Source organism: Streptomyces sp. NPDC127038 (genome assembly GCF_042725875.1).
Classification (GTDB): Bacteria; Actinomycetota; Actinomycetes; order Streptomycetales; family Streptomycetaceae; genus Streptomyces.
The window spans coordinates 17,508-40,805 of sequence record NZ_JBHXDQ010000079.1; the positions used below are offsets into that span (position 1 = coordinate 17,508).

A 23,298-nucleotide genomic window follows, 5' to 3' on the forward strand; every position below is an offset into this window, starting at 1 on the left:
TCCCGCAGACGCGCCGTTACGCCGCGTGCCCTCCGTCCACCGAGAACTCCGCTCCCGTGACGTACGCCGCCTCGCTCCCCGCCAGGTACGCGACCATCGACGCGACCTCCTCGGCGGTGCCGAAACGGCCCGCCGCGGTCATCGCGCTCTGGCCCGGGGCGTACGGGCCGTCGGCCGGGTTCATGTCCGTGTCGACGGGGCCGGGGTGGACGAGGTTGGCGGTGATCCGGCGATCGCCCAGTTCGCGCGCCAGCGCCTTGGTCAGGCCGATCAGCGCGGACTTGCTCATGGCGTAGAGGGTTCCGCCGGGTCCGGGCACCCGCTGGGTCATGCAGCTCCCGATGGTGATGATCCGCCCGCCGTCCCCGAGGTGCCGCGCGGCGGACCGGGAGGCCAGGAACACGCCCCGGACGTTCACGTCGAGCACCCGGTCCACGTCCTCCAGGGACAGGGACTCCAGCGGCCCGAGGACACCGACCCCCGCGTTGTTGACGAGCACGTCGAGGCGCCCGAGCTCCGCGACCACCCGGTCGGCCACCGCACCGGCCTCGGCCGCGTCGCCGGAGTCCGCGCACAGGGCGAGCCCCCTGCGCCCGAGTGCCTCGACATCCCGTACGACCTCTTCCGCGGCCTCCTTGCCGCTCACATAGGTGACGGCCACGTCCGCGCCCTCGCGGGCCAGCCGCAACGCCGTCGCGGCCCCGATACCCCGGCCACCGCCGGTCACGAGGGCCACCTTGCCGTTCATGTTCCCCTGAGAAGTCATGCCCCCATCCCAGCGCCCCCGCCACCGCACCGCTGGCGGCGAACGGACATCGAGTTCGGTGGACGGGAAACCCTGACGTGGCTGGTGGTTCTTTGCGGGAAGCTTCGAAACCGCGATACGACAATGACCTCCTGGCATATGATCCCAATCGCCATACGTACTTGGGGAGTTACGTGAGCGGGTGGATGAACGGCAACAGCGTGGGCGATTTGATCGCGGGGCGTTACAGGCTTCAGAAACGTCTTGGGGCTGGTGGTCAAGGTGAGGTTTGGGAGGCTGATGACACCTCCCTTGAACGAAAAGTTGCGCTTAAGTCAATTTTTGACATCGAATCATCGGACGATGACGTCAGGAATCGATGGGCGCAACGAGTGAAGCGCGAGGGAAAGGCGCTCGCCAAGATCACACATGAAAATGTGGTGACGGTTCATGACGTCTTTGAGGATTCTGGAAAATTCTGGATCGTCATGGAGTTGGCGAGTCATGACTCTCTGGCCGAAAGGCTGAAGGGGGATGGTCCGTTCTCCGTCCCGAAGGCGGCGAGAGTCGGACTCGATATCGCGCGAGGCCTTAATGCCGCACATGCCGCCGGAGTCATCCATCGCGATGTGAAGCCGCGCAACATTGTTTTCAGGAACAACGGCTGTGCGATGCTAACGGACTTCGGTATCGCCACGTTCGAGGACGCTACACGGATCACCCAGCCGGGACAGGCTCCGGGGACTCTGCCCTACATGGCTCCGGAGCGGCTCAAGCCGTCCCGGAAGGGGGGTGAAGCAGCAGCGGAGAAGTCTGACCTGTGGGCGCTCGGGGTCACCCTTCATGAAATGGTGGAGGGGGAACGCCCGTTCAAGGGAGAAAATGCCCGAGAGGTACTCGACGCGGTGCACAGGTCACCGGACCGAGTCCTGAAGTATGCCAACGGTCAGCTTGCCGACGTGATCGATGTTCTTCTTCGGGAGAATCCGGACAAACGCCCGGACGGCCGCTGGGTGGAGAGGGAGCTGCAGGAGATCGTCGACTCCTCCAGGGCGGCTCGCCGGGTACGGCCTTCGGTGGCCAAGCTCTGGGTGGCCGCATTCGCGCTTCTTCTGTGCTGTCTCGTTGCGCTTGCGTTCGCGCTGCACCCGCCGGGAATTTTCGGTACGGCGGAGGCCAAGGAGCCCGCTGCGTCCCCGGAGGTATCAGGAAACGGGAAAGCTACTTACGCGGCTCGGCATCCCGGGCCGCTGCGGATCGGTGTCAAGGAGGATCAGCCCGGGTTGAGCGAGCGGACGGGCAAAGGAGACTACAAAGGTTTCGAAGACGACATTGCCGAGGCGATGGCCAGGAGTTTGGGCTACAACCCCGATGACCCCAAGCAGGTTCAATTCGTCCCCGTGACGACCGACAACCGGACTGCTCGCCTGGCAGGCGGTGACGTGGACATCGTCCTGGCGACATGGAGCATCCGGAAGGAAAAAATCCCGGGAATCTCCTTCGTCGGACCGTACTACCGTTCGCTTCGCGGCCTGTTGGTGCGGAAAGATCGGCACTTCAAGGACATCAGCGACCTGGAGAACGACCGCAGTGCCGAAGTCTGCACCGCCAGGACTTCGACCTACGTTCCCTGGGTCAAAGAGAAGGAGATGACGCTGGCGAAGAATCTTCCCGCCACATACGAAAAGTGTGTCGACTATCTCCTGAGTCCGAAGACGAAAATTTACGCGGTGGCGACCGATGACGTCATCATCGCGGGACTCGCCGCCAAGCATCCGGAGACACAGAGGCTGGCCGCCATGGACGGATCGGAATCCTATGGCGTCGCCATTCCCTCGGGCAACAAGGATCTTCAGACCGCGGCCTGCAGTGCACTGAAGGATGTCATGGGTGGCGGATCAAGGAACTCGCCGTGGGAAAAAGCCTTTAAGGACAACCTTGCCCCGCTCCTGCATTCCGATGCCCCGAACGAGCCGCCGTTGACGAAGTGCCCGGGACCGCACGGCTCGTGAGGCTGGTGTGCTCGCTCGGGCGGGCCTAGTCGCCCGTCGTGAGGCGGGTGCGGAACGTCGTGCCGGTCGGGGTGTCGAGGACGGTGATCGTGCCGCCGTGGAGGGCGGCGATGTCCTGGGCTATCGGCAGGCCCAGGCCGGTGCCGCCGTCGTCGCGGCTGCGGGCGTCGTCGAGGCGGGCGAACCGTTCGAAGATCTTCTCCTGGTCGGCGGGGGAGATCGGAGGGCCGTCGTTGGTGACGTCCAGGACGGCGTCGCCGGTCTCCGGGTCCTCGGACAGGTGCACCGTGACACTGCGGCGGGCGTGGCGCTGGGCGTTGTCGAGGAGGTTGGTCAGCAGCCGGCCGATCCACAGGGCGTTGCCGGGGACGGTGACGCCGCCCGGGGCGTGCAGGGTGACCGGGTGGGGGTCGGTGGAGCGGACGGCGACGGTGGTGCGGGCGAGGTCGGCGAGGTCGACGGGCTCGGTGGGCCTGCTCCGGCCGGTGGCGTCGAGGCGGGCGAGCAGCAGCAGGTCGGCGGAGAGCGTCTGGAGGCGCTCGGTGTCCTGGAGGGCACCCGCCACCAGGGTGTCGCGCACCTCCGGATCGGGGTGGGTGAGCGCGACCTCCAGCTGGGTGCGCAGTACGGCGAGGGGGCTGCGCAGTTCGTGCGAGGCGTCGGCGATGAACTGGCGCTGCCGGGTGCCCGCGGCCTCCAGCCTCTCCAGCATGGCGTTCATGGTGTCGGCGAGCCGGGCGATCTCGTCGTCGCCGCGCGGGGCCGGGACCCGGCGGTCGAGCCCGCGGTCGCCGATGGCGGCGACCTCGGCGCGGATGGCCTCGACCGGCCGCAGCGCGCGGCCGGTCGTACGCCAGGTCAGGAAGCCTACGATGGAGATCAGCAGGGCGCTGAGGGCGGCCAGGGCCGCGGTGGTGACGTCCTCGGCGGCGTCGGCGGTGCGCAGCGAGGCCCCGACGTGGATGGTGACCGGGCCGCCGGGGGCGGGGGTGGTGACCGTGGTGACGCGCTGGTGGTGTTCCTTGCCGAGGGCGTCGAGGTCGTACGTCCGATGGCCGTTGTGACTGCCGGTGGGGGTGAGCGCGGGGCGGCCGGCGAGGTTCTGGCTCTGCGCGACGACCTTGCCCCGGTCGTCGACGACCTGGATGAAGTCGGTGCCGGGGCCGAGGGTCAGCGGTTCGGGCAGACGCCCGGCGGAGGCGAGCCGGGCGACGTCCTTCGCCTGCGCGAGGCCGCCGGTCTCCACGGTGCGTTCCAGGTTGCCGCGCAGCATCATCACGACGACGGCCGACGCGGCGACCATGACGACGGCGACGCTGGCGCAGGCGGCGAGCGTGGTGCGGGTACGGACCGAGCTCGGTGCCAGCCGGCGGATCAGCGCGGCCGTCCGGGGATGACCGGTCAGACGGCGCAGCGCGGTACGGGCACGACGGCGCGCGGCGTTCGTGACGCGGGGGCGTCCGGGTTTCCGGATCGTGGGATCCTGCTCAGCCACCGTCGGCCGCCAGCCGGTATCCGGCACCCCGCACGGTCTGCACCGCGGCCCGCCCGAACGGGGTGTCGATCTTGCGTCGCAGGGCGCTGACATGGACCTCGACGGTGTTGGGGTCGCTGTCGGTGCCGCTGTCCCACACCTCGTCGAGGATCTCCCGCTTGGAGACGGCCTCCCCGGCCCGCCGGGCCAGATGGTCGAGCACCGCGAACTCGCGCGGGGTGAGCGGGACGGCCACGCCCCCGCGGGTGCAGGTGCGGGCGGCGGAGTCGACGACCAGGTCCCCCAGCACGGTGCGCCGCGGGGCCCGGCTGCCGATGCGGCGGGCCAGCGCCCGCAGCCGGGCGACGAGCACGACGAAGGAGAACGGCTTGGACAGGTAGTCGTCGGCGCCGGTGTCCAGCGCCTCGGCCTCGTCCCACTCGCCGTCCTTGGCGGTGAGCATGAGGATGCCGACGTTGCTGCCGGTGGCCCGCAGCCGCTGGCACACCCGATAGCCGTTGAGGCCGGGCAGCATGATGTCGAGCAGGACGACGTCGTAGGCGTGTTCGGTGGCCTTGGCGAGCCCGGACACGCCGTCGTGGGCGATGTCCACGCTGAAGCCCTCGGCGGTCAGGCCGTGCTGAAGGGCCAGGGCCAGCCGCCGCTCGTCTTCCACCACCAGTACGCGCATGCCCCCAGGGTGGCAGGTCGCCGGGGGTGCGAGGCGCCAAGCTGAAGGCGTCTTCAGGTCTTCAGGAAGTCTTCAGCACACTCCGGCGATGCTGTGCGCGGACGACCGGGCGCAGGGCCCGGACCTTGCCAGGAAATCAGGGTGGGCGCAGTGAGCGAATCCATAGGTGCCGGGGAACCGCAGGAACAGCCGGAAGAGGAGCGTCCCGCCACGGCTGAGGCGAAGCCTCCGGTCCGGCGCCGGCTGCGCGGCCGTGGGGCGCGCTGGGCCGTGGCCGGTGCCGCGGCCGTCGTGGTGATCGGCGGTGGCGCGGCCGCGGCCGCGTTCCACCACCACCACGAGGAGGAGGGCCGCGGCGAGAGCAAGAGGGTGGCCGCCGAGGGACCCGCGTGGGGCGGCGGGTTCCGGGCGGTGCCCGGAGGCCGCGACGGCCGTGACGGCATGGAGCGGCGCGACGGCCGGATCGAGGACGGCAAGGGCGGCGTGCCCGGAAAGGACGGCCGCGTGCCGTCGGCCGGCCAGGCTCCCGCCCCGCTGCCCTCGCTCTCCGCGGCGGACGCCGTGGGCAAGGCGACCGCGGCGGTCAAGGACGGCAAGGTCGAGTCCCTGGCGCCGGTCACGGAGCAGGGCGGCGGCACCGCCTGGCGGATCGTGGTCGTCGGCCCCGACGGGGTGCGGCACGTGGTCACCGTCGACGGCGCCGGCGGCACGGTGACCGGCAACACCGTGCTGAACGGCTGAGCCGGTAACCCCGGGCGGCGCGGCCCCGGCCGCGCCGCACACGGACGACAGGGGGTCTGTCCGTGGGCTCCTACGGGGCTACGGTCGGCCGCCGTGACCGGCGCGCCCCGTTCCGGCCGGCGCCCCGACCGAGGGGTGCGGGACGAGCGGGCGTGCGGGCCCGCGGTGCTACGAGCACGGTCGGCACGGCGGTGACAGCGGCCGGAACCCGCGCACCGGTCGGCGCCGGTTCACTTCCCGTCGTGGCCGTCGTGGCCGTCGTGGCCCGGGTGCTCCTCGTGCGCGGAGAGCAGCTCGTGCAGCAGTCGCTCGTCCTGGTCGGACAGTTCGGACACGAAACGGCTCAGCACGGCCACCCGGTCGGAGCCCTCGTCGAGCAGCGACCGCATGCGCCGCGCCGTGTGCGAGGCCTCGTCGCGGACCGCCGCGTAGGCGTACCCGCGGCCCTCGCGGTGCCGGACGAGCATGCCCTTGTCGTACAGCCTGGACAGGATCGTCAGGACGGTCGTGTAGGCCAGCCCGGCCGGCAGCCGCTGGAGCACCTGACGGGCGGTCAAGGGGTGGTCGGCCGACCAGAGCGCGGCCAGTACGGAGCCCTCGAGCTCGCCGCGGGCACGCCTGCCGGCCGTGCCGGAGGCTCCCTCGCTCCTGGGGTCCTTCACCGTTCGCCCTTCCGCCGTCGTGCCGTCGTGCAAAGGCTACCCCGGTGACCTACTACAAGTTGTAGGAGGTATGCTCCGGTCTCGATCGCGGCCTACTACATCGTGTAGTTGCTTGGTCTCCCACCTACGCAGAGGACAGCCCATGGCCAACGGCGGACGAGCGCACCTGACACCTGCGGACACGGGGCCGGCCCCCGGGCGGGGCCGGGCGGCGCACCCGGAGCGCATCGCGATCGTCTCGGCGAGCGTCGGCGCCGGCCACGACGGCGCCGCCGCCGAACTCCAGCGCCGGCTCACCGCGCAGGGGATCACCGTCGACCGGTACGACCTGCTCGACCTCCTGCCCGCCCGTCTCGGCCGGACCGTCAGGGACGCGTACCACCTGATGCTCGACCGCGCCCCCTGGCTCTACCAGCGGATCTACTCCAGCACCGAGCGCGCCGGAGGCGGCGGCCGCGGCGCCCGGGCCCTGCTGCGGTCCGCCGAGAACCGTGTCCTGCGGGCCCTGCACCCCGAGACCGACGCCGTAGTCTCGACCTACCCGGGCGCTAGCCGCGTCCTGGGCGACCTCCGGCTCGACGGACGTCTCGGCATCCCGGTCCTCACCTATCTCACCGACTTCTCGGTGCACCCCCTGTGGGTGGCGGACGGTGTGGACGTCCATCTCGCCGCCCACGCCGTACCCGCCGGGCAGGCGCGGGCCGCGGGAGCCGGGGACGTCCGCGTCCGCGGACCCGTGGCCGACCCCCGCTTCCGTCCCTGCGACGCGCGGCGCCGGCTCCTCGCCCGGAAGAGGTTCGGGCTCCCCGCCACAGCCCCGCTCGCCCTCCTGGTCGCCGGGTCGTGGGGGGTCGGCCCGGTCCGGCAGGTCGCCCAGGAGCTGCGCGACTGCGGCGCCGTCGTCCCGGTCGTCGTGTGCGGCCGCAACGAGGCGCTGGCCGCACGGCTGCGCGCCGACGGGATCGAGCACGTCCACGGCTGGGTCGACGACATGCCCGCCCTGATGCAGGCGGCCGACGTCCTGGTGCAGAACGCGGGCGGCCTCACCACCCTCGAAGCCTTCTCCGCCGGGCTGCCGGTGGCCAGTTACGGCTGCATACCCGGTCACGGCCTGACCAACGCCGACGCCCTCGACGAAGCCGGAGTGGCCGTCTGGATCCGCGACCGGGCCCAACTCAAGGACATCCTCAACGACTTGGTCAACGGGCCGCTCGGGCAGAGCCAACGCGCCGCGGGACTCGCGCTGTTCGCGGACTCGCCGGACGGCGGCCCGGCGGCGGAGGCCGTGCGGGTGCTCCGCTCCGGGCGGTCGCTCACGGTGCCGCCGCCCACCCGGCGGCGACGCCTCCGCACCCGGCGGCTGGCCACCACGGCCACCGTGGCCTGTGCCGTCTGGGCCTGCGCCGTGGCGACCGGGGTCGCCACCAGCTACCAGGGCACCACGCTCGTGCACACGCTGAGCCGGCACCTCGACCTGGACCTCGTCTCCAGCACCTCCGGTCACGGTCGGGAAGGACACCACTCATGACGCGAGCACTCACGACGCGACCGTCCGGGGCGGCGTCCGTGCTCGCGGCCGTCGCCGCGGCCGTGCCGGCCGCGCTGGCCGCCGTCCACTGCGCACCCGTCGTCTCCACGTTCGGGCCGCTGCGCAACCGCGTGATGCCCCGCCTCGCAGGCAAGGGCCGGGCGGACCACATAGCCCTCACCTTCGACGACGGCCCCGACCCCGTGTCCACGCCCGCGTTCCTGGACCTCCTCGCCGCCCGGCGCGTCCGGGCCACCTTCTTCCTGCTCGGCGGCCAGGCACACCGCTCACCCGGTCTGGTCCGCGAGATCGCGGCGGCGGGCCACGAGATAGGCGTGCACGGCTGGGCGCACCGCCCGCTGCTGCTGCGCGGCCCGCGCGCGACCCACGACGACCTGGCCCGCGCCCGCGACACCGTCGCCGAGATCACCGGCACGACGCCCCTGCTCTTCCGGCCCCCGTACGGTGTCATGTCCGGCTCGGCCCACCTCGCCGCCCGGCGCCTCGGGCTCACCCCGGTCCTGTGGACCTGCTGGGGCGAGGACTGGACGGCCAGGGCCACCCCGGAGTCCGTCCACCGCACCGTCGTCGCCGACCTGTACGGCGGAGGGACCGTGCTGCTCCACGACTCGGACTGCACCTCCGCACCGGGTGCCTGGCGTTCCGCCCTCGGAGCCCTGCCGCGCATACTCGACACCTGCGAGGAGCGGGGTTACGAGGTCGGCCCGCTCCGCGAACACGGATCTCCTTCCCGGCGCCCGGCCGTGCTCACACCGTCAGCCAGCCCCGCAGGGCCGCCTGCACTCCCGCCTGGAACCGGGTCTGTGTGTTCAGGGACCGCATCAGGCGGGTGATGCGGCGGCGGACCGTGTGGACGTGGATGTCCAGGCGCCGGGCGATCGCCTCGTCCTTCAGGCCGGAGGCGAGCATGGTCAGCAACTCCCGGTCCTCGTCCGTGATCTGATCGTCCGACACGGACCCGATGGGCGCGGCCCGTTCCCAGGTCGCCTCGAACAGCGGCACGAGCGCGTTGCTCAGCAGCGAGTCGTTCACGACCAGGGCCGAGGCCGTCGGGTCCGCCGCGTCCGTCGGCGGCAGCAACGTGACCCGCCGGTCGACCGTGATCAGTTTTGTCGGCAGATCGGTGCCCACGCGGATCTGCACGCCCTGCGCCGCCAGGTCGCCCAGCCCCCGGGCGCGGCCGTGGAAGCTCAGGCCCTCGCGGTCCACCACGGTCCGCACCCGCACCCCGCGCCGCACCGGTTCGGCCACGTCCAGCGGCGAGGGCATGCCGTCGGGCTCGCTCGCCGCGTAGGGCGGCCGGTCCAGGAGCGCCACCTCCGTGCGCGCCGAGACCAGCAGGGCGGCCACCCGCGCGGCGATCGCCTCGCCGCCCCTGACCGTCTCGATCCCGAGCGCGGGGGCACCGTGCGCGGAGTCCAGGAGACGGGCGGCCATCCGGTCCACCGTGCCGGTGAGTTCCTCCAACTCGGCGGACCTGCGCAGCAGATCGGCCCGCTGGACATGGATCAGGGTGCGCAGCGCGCTGGCCGGGGCGATCGCGGCGGGCACCGTGCTGCCGCGGGCGGACCGGGTGAACCCGTGCTCGGAGAGCCGGTCCAGGGCGGCCGCGAGCCGAGGTGAGGAGAGCCCGGTGGACCGGGCCAGGGCCTCCCGGGTCGAGTGGTCGGGAACGCTCAGCAGGGCTTCGTAGACCCTGAGTTCCTCGCCGCCCAGTCCGAGTGCCTGCCACTGTGCGTCCACCGTGTCCCGCGTGTCCCGACCCACACCAGGATTCTCACCCGTTCTCCGAGGCCGCACAAGGTGGTGTTCCCGCAGGCCACACAAGTGTGCACGTACACAAGTGCCCACCTGGAACGCATTGTTCACACCCCCGCTCCGGCATTTGCATGTCCGCATCCGATATCCGTTCACGCAGCTGTGACACCGGAGGGGCAACCGTGCGGAGTGCAGGACGCAGGAGATCAGCCACAGCGAGGAAGCGGTACGGCGGGATGTCCGTCGGCCAGGGCACGGCGGCGCTGCTCGCCGCCGCGGGCCTGCTGGTGACGGCCGTACCGGCCGCCCACGCGGACACCGCCGCCCCGGCGGCCGCGTCCGACGCGACCGGCGTGACGCCGGGCACCGGGACCGACACGCCCTCGCTCGTCACCGGGCTGCATGAGGAGGCCGCCGCCACCGGCACCGCGGCCGACGCGGCCCGTGACCACCTCGGGGCCAGGAAGGGCCGCTACCACATAGCCGACACCTCGGCGAAGGACCTGGCCTCGGCCGGGACCACGACCGAGAAGGGCGGCAAGGAGACGGTCCGCCTCCAGCAGAAGTACAAGGGCGTCCCGGTCCTCGGCGGCCAGTACATCGTCCGGATGACCGCGAAGGACGGAAAGCGGACCGTCACGGGCACCTCCGGCAACTACTTCACCGGTCTGAAGCTCTCCTCGGTGACCCCGAAGGTCTCCGGGAAGACCGCGATCGAGCGCGCGATCGGCGCCGTCACCGCTCAGCAGGGCGGAGGTCCGCTGCGCGTCCCGGCCGGGGGGCGGAAGGCGGGCGGGGCGCAACTGACGGGCGAGGACCAGGGGATGACGATCCTGCCGCGGGGCACCGGCGTGCTCACCCGGCACATCACCGTCACCGGGACCGGCGGCTCCGACGGCACCCCGGTGCGGCAGGAGGTGTACGTCGACGCCCGCTCCGGCTTCCCGGTGATGCAGTACAGCGGCATCGAGACCTTCGGCGCGACGGGTACCGCGGACGGCGCCACCGGGGACACGGCGCCGGCCGGGGACGCCGCCGCGACCACGGCCGCCGACCAACTGGTGGTCAAGGGCACGGGTGTTCGCTACAACGGCGAGAAGACCGAGCTGAACCTGTACAAGGACACCAAGGGTGTCTACGAGATGATCGACTACAGCAAGCGGGCCGCGGACACCCCGTACAACGGCGAGATGATCGCCACGTACGACGCCCGCGGCCGTGACGTCTCCACCGCGTCCGGAGTGTGGCCGAGCGGCATCAAGACGTTCCAGTCGGACACCACCGACCTCGGCGCGGACTACACCGACTCCGGTGCGGTCGACGCCCATTGGGCCGCGGGCAAGGTCTACGACTACTACAAGAACCACTTCGGCCGGAACGGTCTCGACGACAAGAACGGCTACATCTACTCGCTGGTGGGCGTGACCTCCAACGGGCAGCCCTACGACAACGCCTTCTGGGACGGCACCAAGATGGTGTACGGCCAGGGCAGCGGCGACTTCCGCACGTTCTCCGCGGACGCCGACGTGGTCGGCCACGAGATGACCCACGGGGTCGTCGAGCACACCGCGAACCTCGTCTACGCGGGCCAGTCCGGCGCGATGAACGAGGCCCTCGCGGACTACTTCGGCAACGCCATCGACCTGGAGGCCAACCACCAGTCGATGGACGACCCGGACTCGGGGCTCCTCGGCGAGGACCTGTGCACCACCAAGAGCCCGCGCGAGTGCGCCCTGCGCGACCTCAACGACGGCCACACCACGTCCAAGGACTTCGTCGGCGTCACCTACCGCGGTGACAACGGGGGAGTGCACCTCAACTCCACCATCTTCTCCGGCGCCCTGTGGGACATGCGCCAGGACCTCGGCGGCGAGCTGGCCGACCGGATCGTCTACCGGGCGCTGTCCGCGTACATGACCCCGCTGGACGGCTTCACCGAGGGCCGCGCCGCGGTGATCGCCGCCGCTCAGGAACTGGGTGTCACCAAGGCCCAGTTGAAGACCGTCAAGACCTCCTTCGACGCCCACGGCATCGTGCCCGGCTGGGAGAAGGCGATCGGTGTCGACGCCGACACGATCCTGTCCAAGGTCAACGTGGCCGGCACCGGCGTGAGCGCGGGCAACGGCAAGTACGCGCTGTCCCGCTCCAACGAGGACGGCAGCGAGCCGTACTCGGTGTGGGTCGGCAACACCAGCGGCAAGGGCACACCGGAGCAGAAGAGCCCCAACAACGGGAACTACAACGTCTACGCGACCACGGACGGAAAGAACGTCGCCTGGGCCGAGTTCGCCTCGACCTCCGTCTACTTCCACGTACGCCCGGTCGGCAGCGGCGTCGACAAGGTCGTCGGCGGCACCGCGGCCAACGTCTCCGGGCTCGTGCTGAACGGCTGCATCCTCGCCTACACGGTGCCCGACCCGTACTACGGCCTCCAGCACGTCTGGTACGTGAACATCAGGACGGGCGAGACCAAGCAGGTCAACGGCAGCTACGCCATCGCCACCGCGCTGCCCTCGGTCCGTGACGGCAGGATCGCCTACGCGAAGATGTGGCCCGAGTCCGACGGCTACAAGCTCGGCGTCGAGGTCCTCGACACCGCCACCGGCAGGACCACGCTGATGCCGGTCGACAAGAGCAAGGCCCTCGGCATCGGCCAGACCGCCCTGAGCGACGACGGCGTCTACTGGATCGAGGACGACGACATCACCGACACGGGCCAGGCCGCGGTCGAGCGTGCCGCGCTCGACGGCTCGGGCCCGACCACCGTCACCCCGGAGTCCGGCGACGGCTCGCTGTACGCCTACTCCCTGACGGCCTCGGACGACGCGGTCACCGTGACCACGCTGCCCCCGGCCACCACGTGGGCCAACGACACGCTGCCCAAGCTGTACCAGGTCGCGCCCGACGGCACGGGCGGCCCGCAGCGCATGTCCTGCGACCGCGGCGACCAGGTGTACGCGGCCGCCGACAGCGGGCAGCGCGTGCTCTGGCTGGACGGCACCACCGGCTACACGAACCTCGTGAAGCGGGACCGCCCGGCCGGCCGGTGCTGATCTGACCGGACAGGGACAGGAGCGGCCGGGCCCCGGGGGAGTCCGGCCGCTCCGCCGTGAACGCGGTGAGCCGCGCGAGGTGAGCCGTACGAGGTGAGCCGTACGGGGTGAGCCGCGCGGCGCGGGTGGTGACGTACGCGCTCAGTCCTTGTGGTCCGGCGCGATCCGGTCCGCGAGCCGCAGCAGCGCGGCCCAGGCGAGGTCGTAGGCGTCGTGGTCCTCGAAGTCGGAGGACGCCTCGCCCTCACCGGTGAGCTGCCGCGCGGTGTACTCCGCGACCTGGTCCGAGGGGAGGATCAGCGGGGTGCCGCCGGCCTGGGCGGTGACCTGGATCTCGCAGGCCTTCTCCAGGTAGTACATGCGCAGGAAGGCCTGCTTGGCGCTGTCGCCGACGGTCAGCAGGCCGTGGTTGCGCAGGATGAGCGCGGGGTGGCCGCCGAGGTCGGCGACGAGCCGCTCCTGCTCGTCCAGGTTGAGGGCGACGCCCTCGTAGTCGTGGTAGCCGACGCGGTCGTGGAACTCCATCGAAATCTGGTTGACCGGCAGCAGGCCGCCTCGCTGGGCGGCGACGGCGCAGCCCGCCCTGGTGTGGGTGTGCAGCACGCAGTGCGCGTCGGGGCGGGCCCGGTGGATCGCGCTGTGGATCACGAAACCGGCAGGGTTCACCGGGTGCGGGCTCGGCTCGACGGGGTTGCCGTCGAGGTCGATCTTGACCAGGTTCGAGGCGGTGATCTCCTCGAAGAGCAGCCCGTAGGGGTTGATCAGGAAGTGGTTGTCGGGTCCCGGCAGCCGCTGCGAGATGTGCGTGAAGATCAGGTCGGTCATCCGGAAGTGCGCCACCAGCCGGTAGACGGCGGCGAGTTCGCGGCGCAGCCGCAGTTCCTCAGCGGCTGCGGCTGCGGCGTCCGGCGTGACGGAACCGGCGGAGCTGACGGGGCTGGTGAGGAGGTCGGTCACGCGGGGGCTCCTTGTGCGCTGGCGGTGCGGGGGGCGGTGGCGGCGGGATCGGGGGCGGTGGCCGGGCCGGGGACGACGACCGGGGTGTGCGGGCGTCCGGTGGTCCACCAGGCGATGACGTTGCGCGCGGGTCCCAGGACGTAGGCGCGCAGCGAGGCGTCGGTGCGGAAGGCGCTGTGCGGGGAGAGCAGCAGACGGGGGTGCGTGCGCAACCGGTCGTCGGCGGCGGGCGGTTCGGTGGGGAAGACGTCGAGGGCGGCACCGGCGAGCCGGCCGCTGTCGAGGGCGGCCAGGAGCGCGTCGGCGTCGATCAGGTCGCCGCGCGAGACGTTCACGAGGAAGCCGCCGGGCCGCATCCGGGCGAGCAGCGGACCGTCGACCATCCCCCGGGTCCGCGCGGTGGACGGGGTGTGCAACGAGAGGACGTCCGCCTCGGCCACCAGCGTGTCCAGATCGGCCCGTTCGACCCCCTCGGGCCAGTCGGCGGCGTGCGGGTCGTACGCGACGACCCGGCCGAAGAGGGGGGCCGCGATCCGCGCGAGGGTGCGGGCGATGCGCCCGAAGCCGACCAGGCCGAGGGTCAACTCGCTGGCGCGGCGCGGGACTTCGGTGAAGTCGTGGTTCCAGCCGCCGCCCCGGACCACGGCGTCGGCCCGCGGGAGGTGCCGCAGCAGCGCGAGTGTCTGGGCGAGGGCGTGCACGGCGACGTCCTCGGTGGCCGCGTCCGGCAGGTTCGCCACCCACAGCCCGCGGCGGGCCGCCTCGGCGGTGTCGATCATGTCGTGTCCCGCCGACATGGTGGCGAGCATCCGCACCTTGGGCAGCCGGTCGAGCAGGGCGGCGTCGACGCGCGCGTACCCGACGATCAGGGCGTCGGCGTCGTGCGCGGCGGCCGCGATGGCTTCCGGGTCACGGCTGCCGGCGAAGCGCGCGTCGAAACCGGCCTCGGAGAGCAGCCTCAGCGCCGGTCCCGGGTCCAGCTCTTCCGTCTCGGTGATCACAGCCACGGGTCGCGACACGCCACGCTCCATAGATGATTCGATTGCCACAACGCGATGCAACTTACGTTTCGGCTGTTCGTCTTGTCCACCCCGGACGGGATGATGGTGTCGGACTCCGCCGGTCCGGACGGTGAAGCCGCTGTCCGGGGTCCGCGCGCGCTGTCCGAGAATGAGCAATGAGCGCGGACCCGGCCGCACCAACCACGACCGGGCCGACCAAGGACCGAGGGGACCTGCCCGTGGATCTCGACGAGACCGACCTGGCGATCGTGCGTGGGCTTCAGGCCGACGGCCGGCTGACCTACGAGACGCTGGCCCAGCGGGTGGGCCTGTCCCGTCCGGCGACCCGGATGCGGGTGCAGCGGCTCCAGGACTCGGGAGCCGTACGGATCGTGGCCATCGCCCATCCGGCCGTGCACCGGCTCACCGCCTCGGCGCATCTGGCCATCGACACCGAGGGGGCCGCCGCCCCGGTCGCGCGCGCCATCGCCGCGCTCCCCCAGGCGCCCTTCGTGACGCTGACCAGCGGACGGCGGTCGATCATGACGGAACTGCGCACGGCCGGGTTCGCGGAGCTGGAGCGCACCATCGAGCACATCCGGGCCATGGAGGGCGTGCGCACGGTGGACCCGCTGGTCGCGACCCGGCACGTGAAGGACCCGTACCTGCTGGCCGGGGAGCCGACGGCCGCCCTCCAGGACGAGCTGGACGGGCGGATCCTCGCGGAACTGGAGGAGGACGGGCGGCTGCCGTTCGCCGAACTGGCCGGGCGGGTCGGCCTGTCGCCGGGTGCCACCCGCTCGCGCACGCTGCGCCTCCTGGACGGCGGCGTGGCGAAGGTGGTCGCCCTGGTGCGCCCCGACGTGCTCGGCATGGGCTATCTGTGCGGGTTCAGCCTGCGGGTGGCCGGAGCGGCGGCCCGGGTCGCGGAGCCGGTGGCCGCCCTGGAGCGGGTGACGTTCCTGTCGACGTGCCTGGGGCGCGCGGAACTGGTCGGCACGATCACCGCGGAGTCGTTCGCCGCCGTGCGCGCCACGCTGGAGGAGATGCGGGCGCTGCCCGCCGTGCGCGAGGTGGAGAGCTGGCTCCATCTGGAGCTGGTCAAGGAGCGGTACGACCTGGGGCCGCGCCCCGCCTGAGGGGCCCGCGCCGCCGGCCGGGGGAGCCGTCGCTCCAGGGGTCTCGCAGTCGATACGTAGGCCGTGACGCGATTCGACTTACCAAATATTCTTCGCCTGGCCCTCTGGTCAACCAGTCGTTCGCTATCTATGGTTCTCGAAGTCGAATCGTCTGTCGGCGCACCCCTGTACCTCCCCGGTCGAAAGCAGGCCAGTCATGCCCCGTCCGTCCGCATCCCCCGAGCGCACCCTGCTCGTCACCGGCGCCGCCGTGGCCGTCCCCGGCACCCCGGTCCGCGCCGAGGCCCTCGCCGTCCGCGGCGACCGCGTCGTGCACGTCGGCACCGCCGAGGAAGCCCGCGCGGCGCTCGGCGGCCACGCCGACACCGAACTCGTCCTGGACGGCGGCCTGGTCCACCCCGGCTTCGTCGACGCCCACTGCCACCCGGTCATGTACGGGCAGGCCCTCGCCTGGGTCGACCTGCGCCCCGAGCGGGTCGGCGACATCGACACCATGGTGGAGGTGCTGCGCGAGGCCGCCCGCGACCTGCCCGCCGGCGTCCCGGTGCGCGGCTTCGGCTACGAGCACCGGCGCCTGGCCGAGGGCCGCCACCCGAACTGCCACGACCTCGACCGCGTCGCCGACGACCGCGAGGTGTACGTCATGAACGCCTCGGGCCACGGCGGCGTCGTCAACTCCCACGCCCTGCGCACCTGCGGCATCACCGCCGCCACCGCCTCCCCCGAGGGAGGCAGCATCGGGCACTTCGAGGACGGGGAGCCCGACGGACAGCTCTGGGACGCGGCCTGCGACCTGCTCACCGGACCCGCCGGAGTGAAGATCGGCAACCACGGCCCGAACTTCCACCTGTCCGAGCCCGACGACATCATGGCCGACCACCTGCTGCGCGCCCAGGAGGCCTTCCTCGCCGCCGGTGTCACCACGATCGGCGACGCCCAGGTCTCGCGCCGCGAGATGGAGACGTATCTGCGCGCCCACGCCGACGGCAGCCTGCGCATGCGCGTCTCCGCGTACCTGACCTCCGCGCTGCTCGACACCGCCCTCGAACTCGGCGCGGTCCGCGGCTTCGGCGACGACCTGTTCCGTATTCAGGGCGTGAAGTTCTACGCCGACGGCACCCTCGGCGGCTGGACCGCGTACTTCCCCGAGGGGTACGCCGCCGACTGCTGCCACCACGGGCAGCTGTACCACTCGGTCGAGGAGTACGCGCAGATCGTCCGCCGCGCCCACGCCGCCGGCCTCCAGACCGCGACGCACGCGCAGTCCCCGTACGCCATCGGCATGGTGCTCGACGCGATCGAGAAGGCGCAGGCCGACCGTCCGCGCGAGGACATGCGCCACCGCATCGAGCACTCCGGTCTGCCGACCGACGAGCAGATCGAACGCATGGGCGAGCTCGGTGTCATCCCCGTCATGCAGCCGCAGCACCATCTGCGCACCGGCGACGGCACCCTGACCGCGATCGGCGACATGGGCCACCGCTACAACCCGGCGGGCCACTGCCCGGGGGCCGGCGTCCCGGTCGTCTTCTCCTCCGACGCGCCCGTCGCCCCGCCCGCCCCGCTGGAGGCCGTGGCCGCCGCGGCGACGCGCCGGACCGTGCTCGGCACGGTCCTCGGCGACGAATCGCTGCGGCTGCCGGTCGAGGCCGGTCTGCACGCGCACACCGGCGCGGCGGCCGCCGCCCTGCACCGGGAGCACGCGGTCGGCGCCCTCGCGCCCGGTATGCTCGCCGACTTCTGCGTCCTGGACGCCGACCCGCTCACCGTGCCGGCCGACGAGCTCACCGGGATCCGGGTACGCGAGACCTGGGTCGGCGGCACCCGCGCCTGGGCCGCTCCGGGCCGCTGACCCACGGCACCACGGCACCCGACCCGCCGCGGACCGGCTCCGCCGGCGCCGGCTCCTGCCACGGTTCGGCTCCGGCCGAGGCCGGCTCGCGCAGCGGTCCGGTTGCCGACAGGGGTCGGCTCCTGTCGAGGCCGGCTCTCGCCGAGGACCGGTTCCTGCCGTGGGTCGGCTCGCGCTGCGGGCCGGTTGCCGGCACTGGTCGGCTCCCGCCAAGGACCGGCCGTTGGTCGGCTCTGGCCGAGTACTGGCTCCTGCCATGGGTCGGCTCGGGCTGCGGGCCGGTTGCCGGCACGGTTCGGCTCCCGCCGAGGGCCGGCTCCTCACGAGGACCGGGTCCCGCCGAAGGCCCGGTCTCGCCAAGGGTCGGCTCCCGCCGAGGGCCCGATCTTCCCGAGGGGCCGGCCCCCGCCGAGGGCCGGCCCCTGCCAAGGGTCAGCCCCCGTCCCGCCTCTCCACCCCAGTTCTCCCGGCGGCCGGACGATCCCGTTCGTGGCCCGGTCGCCGGGTCCGGTACCCATTCCGGAACCTCTCCCACACCGCCGCAGTTCCCGTCCCCGACCGCCCTCTCCCGCCGGAGGTCCCCGTGCCGGACCGCACCACCCCGCGCACTCCGCAGAGCCCGTTCAGAACGGCCCTCGCCGCCCTGTCCGGGACGTCCATCGAGTGGTACGACTTCTACGCCTTCGCCACGGCCGCGGCCATCGTGTTCGACGACGTCTTCTTCCCGGCCGACATGCCGACCTCGCTGAAGACGATCTCGGCCTTCGCCACCTTCGCCGTCGGCTTCCTGCTGCGCCCGCTCGGCGGCATCGTGTTCGGTCACATCGGTGACCGCGTCGGCCGCAAGAAGACCCTCGTCATCACCCTGCTGATGATGGGCTTCGCCTCCTTCGCGATCGGCCTGCTGCCCACCTACAAGCAGGTCGGCGTCCTCTCCCCGGTGCTGTTGATCGTGCTGCGCCTGATCCAGGGGCTGGCGATCGGCGGCGAGTGGGGAGGCGCCGTCCTCATCGCGGTCGAGAACGCGCCCAAGGGCAAGGCCACCTTCTTCGGCTCCTTCGCCCAGCTCGGTTCGTCCGTCGGCGCGCTGCTGTCGACCGGCATGTTCAGCCTGATGAACCTCTTCGGTGACGCCTCCTTCCACTCGTGGGGCTGGCGCGTGCCGTTCCTGGCCTCCGCCGTCCTCGTCGGGATCGGCCTGGTGGTGCGCACCAAGCTGGAGGACTCGCCGGTGATGGACGAGATCCACGCCGAGCAGAAGCGCAACGAGCAGGCCGGGAAGGAAGACGGGAAGCGGAGCGCCGTGAGCAGGCTCCCCGTCGCCGAGGTGCTGCGCAAGGACTGGAGGACGGTCCTGGTCGGCGTCTTCTCGCTGGCCACCGCGACCGGCGGCTACTACGTCGTCACCAGCTACCTGCTGTCGTACGGGACGGACGACCGGCACCTGTCCGAGTCGATGCTGCTCAACGGCCTCTCGCTCGCCGCGTTCCTGGAACTGGTCGTCACGCCGTTCCTGGCCCTGCTCGGCGACCGGATCGGCTCGCACAAGGTGGTCGTCGGCGGGCTCGCGGGCGTCGTGCTCCTGTCGATCCCGCAGTTCATGGTGGTGAACACCGGCAGCGTCGCGCTGATCTACGTGATGATGCTCGCCATGCGGTTCGTGATGTCCGCCCTGTACGGCCCGATGGCCGCGATCCTCGCCGAGGGCTTCGCCCCGCACGTCCGGTACACGGGGATCTCGCTCTCGTACCAGGTCTGCAACCTGGTCTTCGGAGGCTTCGCGCCGGTCACCGCCGTCTGGCTGTCCTCGCTGGCCGGCGGCGCGTACTGGCCGCCCGCCGTCGCCCTGATGGCGGCCTCCGTGATCGGCATCTGGTGCACGCTGCGGCTGCGGACGTACCACCGGCGGCGCACGGCGGCGTCGGCCCCGGCCGTCGCAGCGCAGCACGTGACCGCCGGCGTCTGAGCCGGCCGCCCACCGACAGCGGGCTGAGGGCCGTTCCGGATGTCCGGGGCGGCCCTTTCGCCACCCGTCCATGGCCCCTGGGTTAAGACGACGTTTCCTTTGGCGGGGATAGTCGTTGTGTTGGTATGACGAGTCTTGCTGAGCATCTGGTGTCGGATGAGCTGTGGGTGTTGTTTCGGCGGGTGGTGCCGGAGACGGTGGTGGTGCGTGCGCAGGGCGGGGGCCGCCGGCGGGCCGGGGACCGCGAATGTCTGACCGCGATCGTGTTCGTGGCCACGTCAGGGTGCTCCTGGCGGCAGTTGCCGCCGGTGTTCGGGCCGGCCTGGCCCACGGTCTACCGGCGTTTCGCCCGGTGGAGCCAGCAACGTGTCTGGGCCCGCCTGCACCGCGTCATCCTCGACGAACTCGGTGCCCAGGGAGCGTTGGACTGGTCACGATTCGCCATCGACTCCGTCAGCGTCCGCGCCCTCAAAGGGGGCAGCTGACCGGACCGAATCCGACCGACCGCGGCAAGATGGGATCGAAAATCCACCTCATCGTCGACCGTGCCGGCCTGCCCGTCTCCGTCGCCATCTCGGCCGCCAACACCCACGACAGCCTCGCCCTGCAACCGCTGATCCAGGGGATCCCACCGGTCCGCAGCCCCCGCGGACCACGGCGGCGCCGGCCCGCAAAGCTCCACGGCGACAAGGGCTACGACTATCCCTACCTGCGGCAATGGCTCCGCGAACGAGGCATCACCCCTCGCATCGCCCGGCGCGGCGTCGAGAACTCACAACGGCTGGGCCGACACCGCTGGGTGGTCGAGCGCACCATGTCCTGGCTCGGCGGATGCCGTCGGCTTCACCGACGCTATGAACGCAAGCCGGAACACTTCCTGGCCTTCACCGCCATCGCCACCAGCCTCATCAACCACCGCCGACTCACCAAGTGAAACGACGTCTAAGGGCAGAGAAATCGGAGCCGTCCGCCAAAAGCGAGGGGAATTCCCTTACAACCCCTTTCCGGAGTGCGGTGTCACAACGCGTGAACCGAAAGCAGAGTCCCCTCACCTTTTCCGAAGGGCCGTTTCCGCATGCGTATGTCCGCGACCATCGCCTCCGCCGCCTCGCTCGCCCTCGCCGTCGGAGGAGGCATGTTCGCCGCGTCCTCCGCCCAGGCCGTCACGGCGAGCCATGCCTCTCTCGGCCGCGCCGCCGGCGAATTCCGTTACAAAGCCGCCGCCGGACAGGCGAACCGCCTGAAAGTCACCGCGAAGGACGTCGACGTCGACTCCGAGGACTACTACGAAACCCACATCACCTTCCGTGACACGTACGACATCGCCCTCTCCACGAACGCGTGCCGCTATCCGTCGGCGGCCGACCACAAAGTCGTCGAGTGCACGGCCGAGGCGGGCGTCGGCGGCACCCACGACGCGGACGTCTACGACGTCGACCTCGGCGACGGCAACGACACCGCGACGGTGACCGGCCCGACGCTGGAGACCGTCCGCGGCGGCAAGGGCAACGACGTCCTCAAGGGCGACTCCGGCGCCGTGCTGTACGGGGACGACGGCAACGACCGTCTCGACGGCGGCGGGGGCGTCTACGGCACCGGCGCGTCCGGCGGCGCGGGCGACGACACGCTCACCGGCTGCGACACCACCTGCCACGGCGGCCCCGGCGACGACGTCCTCACGGGCACCGCCTCGGGCCAGGAATTCGGCCTCTACGGGGACGACGGCGACGACGTCGTCCACGGCGGCGCCGGTGCCGACCTCCTCTCCGGCGGCCGGGGCGACGACAGGCTGTACGGCGACTCCGGCAACGACAGGATCTACGGCAACAGCGGCGACGACCTGCTGCACGGCGGCACCGGCACGGACACGCTCTCCGGCGGCCCCGGCGCCGACCGCGTCAACCAGAGCTAGGACCGGACGGACGGGAACGGCCGGACACGACCTGGTGCCGCGACGGGCAACGGCCGGAACCATTCGCTCCGTCTCCCGCGTTCTTCCCGCGTGACTCTTCAGCAAGAAATCGTCGGCAACGCCATGCAGATGGCCGTCGTCAACCTGCGCCCTGGCCAGACCGTCTACTGCGAGGCGGGAAAGTTCCTGTTCAAGACCACCAACGTGACCATGGAGACGCGGCTCTCCGGGCCGTCGGGCAGTGGTGACGGCGGGCAGCGGGGCGGTGGTGGCGGCGGCATGGGCGGCATGCTGCGCCAGGCCGTGGGCACCGCCATGCAGGCGGGCCAGCGCGCCCTCGCGGGCGAGTCGCTGGCCTTCCAGTACTTCACCTCCACGGGAGGCGAGGGCACCGTCGGCTTCGCGGGCGTGCTGCCCGGTGAGATGCGCGCCCTGGAGCTCGACGGCACGCGCGCGTGGTTCGCCGAGAAGGACGCCTTCGTGGCGGCCGAGTCGACCGTCCGGTTCGGCATCGCCTTCCAGGGCGGCCGGACCGGACGCAGCGGCGGCGAGGGATTCGTCCTGGAGAAGTTCACCGGCCACGGCACGGTGATCATCGCCGGCGCGGGCAACTTCATCGACCTGAACCCCGCCGACTTCGGCGGCCGCATCGAGGTCGACACGGGCTGCGTCGTCGCCTTCGAGGAGGGCATTCAGTACGGCGTCCAGCGCATCGGCGGCCTCAACCGGCAGGGGCTGATGAACGCCGTCTTCGGCGGCGAAGGCCTGTCGCTGGCCACGCTGGAGGGCGACGGACGGGTGATCCTCCAGTCGCTCACCATCGAGAGCCTCGCCAACGCCCTGAGAAAGGCCCAGGGCGGCGACAAGCAGGGCCCGACGGGCGGACTGTTCTCGACGAACGAGGGGTGAGCCGCGCGCGGGCCCCGAGGACGGAATGCGCGGGGCCCGAGGACGGAATCCGCGGGCTCGGCGGAGCGGGACCGATGAGTTGCGGGCGCGGGTGGGGTCTGTCCTGATGTCAGCAGACCACCGCAAGGAAGCAGGCACGGCCATGGGCAAGCTCACCCTCACCGCGTTCGTCAGCATCGACGGAGTCCACCAGGCGCCGGGTGGCCCCGAGGAGGACCCCAGCGGTGGTTTCGGCCAGGGCGGCTGGAGCGTTCCCTTCGGCGACGAGGACTTCGGGAACTTCGTCGTCGACAACTTCTCCCGCGTCGGGGCGTTCCTGCTGGGCCGGCACACGTACGAGATCTTCGCGGGCTACTGGCCGAAGATGACCGACCCGGCCGACCCGATCGCCTCCAAGCTGAACGCGCTGCCCAAGTACGTCGTCTCCTCGACCCTCACGGACCCCGCCTGGGAGGGCACCACCGTGATCACCGGCGACCTGGGCAAGGAGGTCACCGCCCTCAAGGAGCGCACCGAGGGCGAGCTCCAGATCCACGGCAGCGCCCTCCTCGCCCAGTCCCTGCTCGCGCTCGGCCTGATCGACACGCTGCACCTGATGACCTTCCCCGTCGTGCTCGGCGGGGGCCGCCGCCTCTTCGCCGAGGGCGCCCTGCCCACCGCGTTCCGGCGCACCGGCGGCACGATCACCGGTTCGGGGATCGCGGTCAACACGTACGAGCGCGAAGGCCGTCCCACGTACGGCAGTTACTAGAAGTACGGACGTGCGGCCCGACGCGGCGCGGACGGGGAGTGATCCCCGCCCGCGCCGCGCCCGCCGGGGCGGCGGCCCCCGGGGGGGGGGGCGCCGGGCACCGCCCCCCCGGCCCGGGGCCGCCCC

The 23,298-nt window shown here is 71.7% G+C and carries 19 protein-coding genes; 12 read left to right on the forward strand and 7 right to left on the reverse strand.

What is annotated here, in order from left to right:
• Nucleotides 1-16: 16 nt before the first annotated feature.
• Nucleotides 17-766: a 3-oxoacyl-ACP reductase family protein gene (locus ACFWI4_RS36055; protein ID WP_387205222.1), complete on the reverse strand. Its 750-nt coding sequence runs from the start codon at nucleotides 764-766 to the stop codon at nucleotides 17-19.
• A 185-nt stretch (nucleotides 767-951) separates the two neighbouring features.
• Here ACFWI4_RS36055 and ACFWI4_RS36060 point away from each other — a divergent pair, with 185 nt between their 5' ends.
• Nucleotides 952-2,757, forward strand: a complete 1,806-nt coding sequence (locus ACFWI4_RS36060) for a serine/threonine-protein kinase (RefSeq protein WP_387205224.1) — start codon at nucleotides 952-954, stop codon at nucleotides 2,755-2,757.
• Nucleotides 2,758-2,782: 25 nt separating this feature from the next.
• Here ACFWI4_RS36060 and ACFWI4_RS36065 read toward each other — a convergent pair whose 3' ends face one another.
• Entirely contained in the window at nucleotides 2,783-4,252 is a 1,470-nt protein-coding gene (locus ACFWI4_RS36065) for a sensor histidine kinase (RefSeq protein ID WP_387205226.1), read from the reverse strand.
• Complete coding sequence (locus ACFWI4_RS36070) at nucleotides 4,245-4,922, reverse strand: response regulator transcription factor (RefSeq protein WP_385394827.1); 678 nt, start codon at nucleotides 4,920-4,922, stop codon at nucleotides 4,245-4,247. The genes ACFWI4_RS36065 and ACFWI4_RS36070 overlap by 8 nt, the downstream gene beginning before the upstream one ends.
• Nucleotides 4,923-5,072: 150 nt before the next feature.
• Here ACFWI4_RS36070 and ACFWI4_RS36075 point away from each other — a divergent pair, with 150 nt between their 5' ends.
• Complete coding sequence (locus ACFWI4_RS36075) at nucleotides 5,073-5,663, forward strand: hypothetical protein (RefSeq protein WP_387205229.1); 591 nt, start codon at nucleotides 5,073-5,075, stop codon at nucleotides 5,661-5,663.
• Between the two features lie 230 nt (nucleotides 5,664-5,893).
• On the opposite strand, the gene ACFWI4_RS36080 is transcribed toward ACFWI4_RS36075, so the two are convergent.
• On the reverse strand, nucleotides 5,894-6,325 hold the full coding sequence (locus ACFWI4_RS36080) for a BlaI/MecI/CopY family transcriptional regulator (protein WP_387205231.1): 432 nt from the start codon (nucleotides 6,323-6,325) through the stop codon (nucleotides 5,894-5,896).
• 142 nt (nucleotides 6,326-6,467) lie between these two features.
• On the opposite strand from ACFWI4_RS36080, the gene ACFWI4_RS36085 reads away from it, so the two are divergent.
• Nucleotides 6,468-7,853: a glycosyltransferase gene (locus ACFWI4_RS36085; RefSeq protein WP_387205233.1), complete on the forward strand. Its 1,386-nt coding sequence runs from the start codon at nucleotides 6,468-6,470 to the stop codon at nucleotides 7,851-7,853.
• Entirely contained in the window at nucleotides 7,850-8,707 is an 858-nt protein-coding gene (locus ACFWI4_RS36090; protein ID WP_387205235.1) for a polysaccharide deacetylase family protein, read from the forward strand. Before ACFWI4_RS36085 ends, ACFWI4_RS36090 begins: the two co-directional genes overlap by 4 nt.
• Here the strand turns inward: ACFWI4_RS36090 and ACFWI4_RS36095 are convergent.
• Nucleotides 8,622-9,641, reverse strand: a complete 1,020-nt coding sequence (locus tag ACFWI4_RS36095) for a LuxR C-terminal-related transcriptional regulator (protein WP_387205237.1) — start codon at nucleotides 9,639-9,641, stop codon at nucleotides 8,622-8,624. The two genes, ACFWI4_RS36090 and ACFWI4_RS36095, sit on opposite strands and share 86 nt — an antisense overlap.
• A 227-nt stretch (nucleotides 9,642-9,868) precedes the next feature.
• Between ACFWI4_RS36095 and ACFWI4_RS36100 the strand changes: the two genes are divergently transcribed.
• Nucleotides 9,869-12,685 carry a M4 family metallopeptidase gene (locus tag ACFWI4_RS36100; protein ID WP_387205239.1) on the forward strand — a complete coding sequence of 939 codons (2,817 nt, stop codon included), beginning with the start codon at nucleotides 9,869-9,871 and terminating at the stop codon, nucleotides 12,683-12,685.
• A 141-nt stretch (nucleotides 12,686-12,826) separates the two neighbouring features.
• Here ACFWI4_RS36100 and ACFWI4_RS36105 read toward each other — a convergent pair whose 3' ends face one another.
• Together ACFWI4_RS36105 and ACFWI4_RS36110 are read right to left on the reverse strand one after the other, a co-directional pair.
• On the reverse strand, nucleotides 12,827-13,642 hold the full coding sequence (locus tag ACFWI4_RS36105) for a class II aldolase/adducin family protein (RefSeq protein ID WP_387205241.1): 816 nt from the start codon (nucleotides 13,640-13,642) through the stop codon (nucleotides 12,827-12,829).
• Nucleotides 13,639-14,661, reverse strand: a complete 1,023-nt coding sequence (locus tag ACFWI4_RS36110; protein WP_387205243.1) for a C-terminal binding protein — start codon at nucleotides 14,659-14,661, stop codon at nucleotides 13,639-13,641. Before ACFWI4_RS36110 ends, ACFWI4_RS36105 begins: the two co-directional genes overlap by 4 nt.
• Nucleotides 14,662-14,819: 158 nt before the next feature.
• Between ACFWI4_RS36110 and ACFWI4_RS36115 the strand changes: the two genes are divergently transcribed.
• From ACFWI4_RS36115 to ACFWI4_RS36145, 7 genes are all read left to right on the forward strand, one after another.
• The gene (locus ACFWI4_RS36115) at nucleotides 14,820-15,782 is read left to right on the forward strand and encodes an Lrp/AsnC family transcriptional regulator (RefSeq protein WP_385394851.1); all 963 of its coding nucleotides are present in this window, start codon (nucleotides 14,820-14,822) and stop codon (nucleotides 15,780-15,782) included.
• Nucleotides 15,783-15,978: 196 nt separating this feature from the next.
• On the forward strand, nucleotides 15,979-17,634 hold the full coding sequence (locus ACFWI4_RS36120) for an amidohydrolase (protein ID WP_387205245.1): 1,656 nt from the start codon (nucleotides 15,979-15,981) through the stop codon (nucleotides 17,632-17,634).
• Nucleotides 17,635-18,217: 583 nt separating this feature from the next.
• Nucleotides 18,218-19,600 carry an MFS transporter gene (locus ACFWI4_RS36125; RefSeq protein WP_387205247.1) on the forward strand — a complete coding sequence of 461 codons (1,383 nt, stop codon included), beginning with the start codon at nucleotides 18,218-18,220 and terminating at the stop codon, nucleotides 19,598-19,600.
• A 125-nt stretch (nucleotides 19,601-19,725) separates the two neighbouring features.
• Nucleotides 19,726-20,534, forward strand: a protein-coding gene (locus ACFWI4_RS36130) for an IS5 family transposase (protein ID WP_387205249.1) whose coding sequence is annotated in 2 segments (ribosomal slippage) — nucleotides 19,726-20,073 and nucleotides 20,076-20,534 — 807 coding nt in all. Because the reading frame shifts where the segments join, the coding sequence is not laid out codon by codon here.
• A gap of 141 nt (nucleotides 20,535-20,675) precedes the next feature.
• On the forward strand, nucleotides 20,676-21,512 hold the full coding sequence (locus ACFWI4_RS36135) for a calcium-binding protein (RefSeq protein ID WP_387205251.1): 837 nt from the start codon (nucleotides 20,676-20,678) through the stop codon (nucleotides 21,510-21,512).
• A gap of 90 nt (nucleotides 21,513-21,602) precedes the next feature.
• Nucleotides 21,603-22,421 (forward strand): AIM24 family protein, encoded by an 819-nt coding sequence (locus tag ACFWI4_RS36140; protein WP_387205253.1) that lies wholly within the window; start codon nucleotides 21,603-21,605, stop codon nucleotides 22,419-22,421.
• A gap of 142 nt (nucleotides 22,422-22,563) precedes the next feature.
• The gene (locus ACFWI4_RS36145; RefSeq protein ID WP_387205257.1) at nucleotides 22,564-23,172 is read left to right on the forward strand and encodes a dihydrofolate reductase family protein; all 609 of its coding nucleotides are present in this window, start codon (nucleotides 22,564-22,566) and stop codon (nucleotides 23,170-23,172) included.
• Nucleotides 23,173-23,298 lie beyond the last annotated feature (126 nt).